This window comes from Spirillospora sp. NPDC046719, assembly GCF_040645715.1.
GTDB lineage: Bacteria > Actinomycetota > Actinomycetes > Streptosporangiales > Streptosporangiaceae > Spirillospora.
The window spans coordinates 1-5399 of record NZ_JBEYYT010000542.1 but is presented as its reverse complement, the minus strand read 5'-3'; the positions used below and the strand labels follow the sequence as shown (position 1 = coordinate 5399).

General features: G+C 75.9%; 7 protein-coding genes and 1 pseudogene. 4 read left to right on the top strand and 4 right to left on the bottom strand.

What is annotated here, in order from left to right:
- The 3 genes and pseudogenes from ABZ914_RS45480 to ABZ914_RS45470 form a co-directional block, all read right to left on the bottom strand.
- Nucleotides 1–948 (bottom strand): annotated as a pseudogene (locus ABZ914_RS45480) (FtsX-like permease family protein); the annotation flags it as partial.
- Nucleotides 948–1655 (bottom strand): ABC transporter ATP-binding protein, encoded by a 708-nt coding sequence (locus tag ABZ914_RS45475; protein ID WP_500200895.1) that lies wholly within the window; start codon nt 1653–1655, stop codon nt 948–950. The pseudogene ABZ914_RS45480 and the gene ABZ914_RS45475, both read right to left, overlap by 1 nt.
- Nucleotides 1652–1885, bottom strand: coding sequence for a hypothetical protein (locus ABZ914_RS45470; protein ID WP_500200894.1), 234 nt, complete (start codon nt 1883–1885; stop codon nt 1652–1654). Before ABZ914_RS45470 ends, ABZ914_RS45475 begins: the two co-directional genes overlap by 4 nt.
- A 120-nt stretch (nt 1886–2005) precedes the next feature.
- On the opposite strand from ABZ914_RS45470, the gene ABZ914_RS45465 reads away from it, so the two are divergent.
- From ABZ914_RS45465 to ABZ914_RS45450, 4 genes are all read left to right on the top strand, one after another.
- Nucleotides 2006–3250 (top strand): sensor histidine kinase, encoded by a 1245-nt coding sequence (locus ABZ914_RS45465; protein ID WP_500200893.1) that lies wholly within the window; start codon nt 2006–2008, stop codon nt 3248–3250.
- 48 nt (nt 3251–3298) lie between these two features.
- Nucleotides 3299–3946 (top strand): response regulator, encoded by a 648-nt coding sequence (locus ABZ914_RS45460; RefSeq protein ID WP_190868439.1) that lies wholly within the window; start codon nt 3299–3301, stop codon nt 3944–3946.
- Nucleotides 3947–4038: 92 nt separating this feature from the next.
- Nucleotides 4039–4371 (top strand): hypothetical protein, encoded by a 333-nt coding sequence (locus ABZ914_RS45455; protein ID WP_347257147.1) that lies wholly within the window; start codon nt 4039–4041, stop codon nt 4369–4371.
- A 120-nt stretch (nt 4372–4491) separates the two neighbouring features.
- Nucleotides 4492–5169, top strand: coding sequence for a DUF4328 domain-containing protein (locus ABZ914_RS45450; RefSeq protein ID WP_190868438.1), 678 nt, complete (start codon nt 4492–4494; stop codon nt 5167–5169).
- A gap of 3 nt (nt 5170–5172) precedes the next feature.
- On the opposite strand, the gene ABZ914_RS45445 is transcribed toward ABZ914_RS45450, so the two are convergent.
- Nucleotides 5173–5399 (bottom strand): hypothetical protein (locus ABZ914_RS45445; RefSeq protein ID WP_500200892.1); only part of this gene is annotated, 227 nt, incomplete at its 5' end.

Below are 5399 nucleotides of genomic sequence, written 5' to 3'. Positions count from 1 at the left end.
CTCGCGGCGGTGCCCGTCCTCGTCGGCGTCAGCGCGGTCGCCGGGCTGCGCCGCGAGCACCGCCCCGGTGACGGGGAGGCCCGGCCACAGGTCGGAGGCGTACCAGCCGCCGCCCGCGATGGTGATGCGGGTGAGCGCCGGGATCGCCGCCGCGTACAGGGCGGTCCCGGCCAGCGCGCCCGCCGCCGCGGTGAGCACGGCCTCCGCGGTGGTGATCGCGACGACCTGCCCGGGGGTGGCGCCGACCAGCCGCAGCGCGGCGAGCCGCCGGTCGCGGCGCGCGACGGTCAGCCGGGCGGCGGCGCCGCCGAACACCAGCAGCGGCACGACCATCAGCACCGACGCGATCGCGACGAGCGCCTGGTAGACGCCGGAGAACGCGGCGGCGCCGGTGGAGTAGCGGGCGATCCGGGTGGGCGCGGCGGTGCCCTCCACACCGGAGAGGCCGTCGCGGTCCGCCGTCATCGCGGGGTCGCCGGGTGCGTGGCCGACCACGGCGACGAGCTCGCCCGGGTGGACGAGCGCGTCCCGTCCGAGGGTCCCGGCGCGGGCGGGGAACCGGCCCGCGAGCTGGTCGGACGGCAGGTCCTTCAGCAGCCGGGCGAGGGCGGGCGAGGTCCACGTCTCCCCAGGCCTCGGGAAGCGCGGCATGCCGGGCGGCGCGGGCGCGTCCGGCTTCAGCGCCGCCAGGTCCACGACGGTGATCGGCTTGCCGCGGACGTGGTCGGTCGCGAGCGCCTCGATCATCACCGGGTCCGCGTCCGCCTTGCCGGGGTGCCGCCACGAGTCGGCATGGGTGCGGTGCGCGAACGCGAGGTTGGCCGTCACCGCGAACAGCAGCAGGCCCGTCGAGACGGCCACCGCGGCGAGGGTGAGCCCCGAGCCGAGCAGGTTGCGGCGGCCCCCGCCGCGCAGCAACCGCCAGGCGAGGTCCAGGGTGCCGGGCATCACACCGCCTCGGAGACCGGCTGCTGGACGCGGCCGTCGCGGACCTGCACCGTCCGGTCGCACCAGCGCGCCACGGACGGGTCGTGCGTCACGACGACCAGCGACGCGTCGTTGTGCCGGGTCGCCTCGGTCAGCAGCCGCATCGTCTCGTGGCCGGTGGCCTGGTCGAGCGCGCCGGTCGGCTCGTCGGCGAAGACGACCGCCGGGCGCGGCGCCAGCGCGCGGGCGATCGCGACCCGCTGCGCCTGCCCGCCGGACAATTCGCCTGGCCGCCGGCCTTCCATCCCGGCGAGCCCGAGCGGGCCGAACCAGCTCCGGGCGGCCTTGACGGCCTCGCGGCGCGGCGTGCCGTTCAGCATGAGCGGGAGTGCGACGTTCTCCTCGGCGGGCAGTTCGGGGAGCAGCTGCCCGAACTGGAACACGAACCCGAACCGGGTGCGGCGCAGCGTGCTGCGGCGGCGCTCGCCGAGCGCGTCGATGCGCTGCCCGAGCAGGTGCACCTCCCCCGCGTCCGGGCGCATGATCCCGGCAAGGCAGTGCAGCAGGGTGGACTTACCGGACCCGCTCGGACCCATGATCGCGACGGCCTCGGCGCGGCCGACCGCGAGGTCGACGCCGTCCAGCGCGACGGCGGCGCCGAACCGCTTGACCAGGCCACGGCCCGCGAGGACCGGCTCCGGCCCGGCGAGGGGACGGGGCTCGCTCACGCGGCGGCCCTCCGCCGCTCCCCGGCCGACCGCAGCTCGATGACGTCACCGGACGCCGAGCCAGACTCGGCGTCGGGCCCGGCGTCGGGGCTGGGCTCGCCGCGGTCCGACGGGCCCCGGGAGCGCCGGTCCCGGATCGACTCGACGATCTCCCGGACGGGGATGACCAGCCCGCCGTAGATCACGAAGACGGCGAACACGACGATGAGGGGGGTGTAGATCAGTTCCATGGCTCCAGCGTGCGCGCGGCGGGGGCGCGCGCACATCGGGCACAGGTCCGGTCCCCGGCGGCCGCCCATCGGCCGAACGGCCGATCCCAGGATCCGCTCCGGGTCGTAACCTGCATAATCGTGAGCGATACGGGAACGGGGCTGGACCGCGTCCACTCGGTGGGCGGGTGCCTCATGCGCATCGCGTACGGCGGTTTCGCCTCGCTGTACCTGCTGGCCGGGCTGATCGCGGTCCATCACGAGCGGCCGCAGATCTGGCTGATCGTGTTCGCCGCGGCGGCCAACGCGGCGGCCCTCGCCCCGGGCCGGTGGCGGATCCGCGCGGCGGTCGGCGCGGGCGCGCTGTCCCTGCTCGGCACCTTCTATGTCAGCACCGCCGTGGACCTGCACAACAGCAACCCCGGCGTGTTCGCCGAGATCGGCGGGTTGCTCATCGTCATCGCGCGGGTGGTCTGGAAGGCGCCCCGGGACCGGCTCGTGCCGCTCGCGGTGCTGCTCGGCGCGGCGGTGCTGGCCGTCCCGCTGCGGTGGTCGCCGGTCGCCGCGCTGGTGTTCACGGCGCCGCTCGGCATCACGGTCGCCGTCGCCCTCGGTGTCGGGCTCTACCTGCGCGCGGTCGACGCCCGCCGGGCCCGGTCGCTCGCGGCGGCGCGCCGCGACGAGCGGCTGGAACTGGCCCGCGACCTGCACGACTTCGTCGCCCACCACGTGACCGGCATCGTCGTCCAGGCGCAGGCCGCGCGGTTCGCGGCGCGGTCGGGCGCCGCGCAGTCGCCCGAGCGGCTCGACACCATGTTCGCCGGGATCGAGAAGGCGGGCACCGAGGCGCTGACGTCGATGCGGCAGATGGTGGGGCTGCTGCGGGACGCGCAGCACACCGGCGCCGCCGACGGCGAGGCGTTCGGCGCCGCGGGCAAGACGGCGGGCACGGCGGAAACGGCGGGCGGGGCGGCGGGCGAGGCGGCGACCCGGCCGGTCGGCGACCTCGGCCGGCTCCGCGACCTGGTCGCCGGGTTCGCCGACCCGCCCGCCACCCTCGCGCTCGCGCCCGACCTCGGCCCGCTGCCGCCCGAGGTCGCCGCCTCGGTGCACCGGGTGGTGCAGGAGTCGCTGACCAACGTCCGCAAGCACGCCGCGGACGCCGCGTCCGTCCGGGTCGCGGTCGCGCGGGCGGCCGGCGGGTCGGTCGAGGTGAGCGTCCGCGACGACGGGCAGGGCCGGGGCCGGCGGCTGCCGTCCTCGGGGTTCGGGCTGGCCGGGCTGTCCGAGCGGGTGGACGCGCTCGGCGGCCGCCTGCGCGCCGGCCCCCGCCCGGAGGGCGGCTGGGAGGTCGTCGCGCTCCTCCCCGCCGCCGCGAAGGAGTGACCCCGGCCGCCCGGCCGCCCGGCGCCGAGAGCAAGGCAAAATGATCCCGTGACCATCCGCGTACTGATCGCCGACGACCAGGAGATGGTCCGGACCGGGTTCCGGATGATCGTCGACTCGCAGCCCGACATGGAGGTGGTCGGGGAGGCGGCCGACGGCGCCGCGGCCGTGGCGCTGGCCCGGCGGCTCCGCCCGGACGTGTGCCTGTTCGACATCCGGATGCCGAGGATGGACGGCCTGGAGGCGACCCGGCTCGTCGCGGGCCCCGACGTCGCGGACCCGCCGCGGGTGGTGATCGTCACGACGTTCGACATGGACGAGTACGTGTACGGGGCGCTGCGCGGCGGCGCGGTCGGGTTCCTGCTCAAGGACAGCGGGCCGGCGCTGCTGGTCGAGGCGGTGCGGGCGGCGGCGAACGGGGAGGCGCTGGTGTCGCCGTCGATCACCGTCCGGCTGCTGGAGAACCTGGCGCGCCCGCCCGCCGCGCCCGCGCCGCCCCGCGAGCAGCCGACGGAGCGGGAGCTGGAGGTGATCCGGCTCGTCGCGCGCGGCCGCACGAACGAGGAGATCGCCGGGGAGCTGTTCGTGTCGCTGTCCACGGTGAAGACGCACCTCGGCAGCGTGCACCGCAAGCTGGGCGCGCGGAACCGGGTCGAGGTCGCCGCGTGGGCGTGGGAGTCTGGCCTGATGGCCTAGCGGCTTCCGGACGGCGGCACGGCGCCGCGGCGCGCACATCGGAGGAGCACGGGGGAACGGCACTGGCACCGGAGTCGATCGACGGCATCCCCGTGACCGTGGTGGTCATCTGGATCCTGTGCGCGGCCGGCTGGGGCGTGGTCCTCGCGGGGCTGCGCCGCGGGCTGCGCGGCCGCGAGCGGGGCCCGGCGCTGTTCGCGCACACCGTCACCCCGGCGGGCGTCGTCCTGACGTTCGCGGTGCTCGGCTACGGGTCGCTGTACGCGACGATCGCGCTGGCCGCGGAGTGGTGGTCGCTGGCGGCGGTGACGGGGTTCCGGCCGGCCCGGCTCGTGGCCGGTGGCGGCCTGCGGCGGCTGGCCGCGTGGCTGCTGGTGACCGCCGCCGTGACGTATGTGACGGGACGCCTCGTCCTCGGCCGGTAGCGGCGGGCCGCTCCTGAAGATCCCCTGGAAGAGCGCGAACCCTTCCGGGTCCAAGACGGTCAAAGATACGTAGTATCCGAAGCAGCGAACGGTAAAAAAGGCCCCTCGGAGGTGAGAACCATGCCGTGTGCGCTATGCGGCGACATCATCCCGTCCGAGGTCGCCCGGTGCCCGGCATGCGGGGCCTGGGCGCGGCGCCGCGACTTCCGCGCCGTCGGGGTGGCGGTGTTCATGCTGCTGGGCTTCGACGCGTTCGTCTCGCTCGGGTCGGGGATCAGCCTGCTGCGGATGGCGCGCCCGCTGCACGACGCGACCCATGACACCTACAACGCGTCCGTGACGGACAAGGCCCTCGCGCCGTACCAGGACGTGTTCCTGATCGGCGCGATCATGGCGGCGGTCACCGGGATGCTGTACCTGGCGTGGCTGTGGCGCGCGTACGGGCAGTCGCCGGGGCCGCACCGGCATCACCGCGCGTGGGTGCTGTTCGGCTGGTTCTGCCCGGTGGTGAACCTGTGGCTGCCGCCGCGCATGGTCTACGAGGTGTGGGTGAACAGCGGCCGGTACCGGACGACGGAGCGGCACGCGGCGGGCCTCGTCGTGGCCGGCTGGTGGGCGTGCGCGCTGGTCGCCCTGCTGCTCGCCCGGATGTTCGGGCACGGCAGCGTCGACACGCTCGCCGACGCCCGGTTCGACGTGCACGTGGGCGTCGCCGCGTCCGCGTTCCAGGCGCTCGCCGCCGCGCTGTGCATGGCCACCGTCTTCCAGATCACCCGCCTCCAGGTGAAGAGCGACTAGCGGCTAGTTCGGGGACGGGCCGGACGACCCTCCGCTGGTGTGCCAGAGGGGCGCGCGCGGGGGACGTTTGACGGCGGGTCCGGCATGGCCGATGTCGGAGTACGGGGACATCGCGAAACCGGTCGGCTGGACGACGCGGCGGCCGACCGGGCGGGCCTGCGGTCCGCGGCGGGCCATGGCGGCGCGGACGGCGTCCAGGCCGCCGCGCCCCCCCACCACGGCGAGGGACA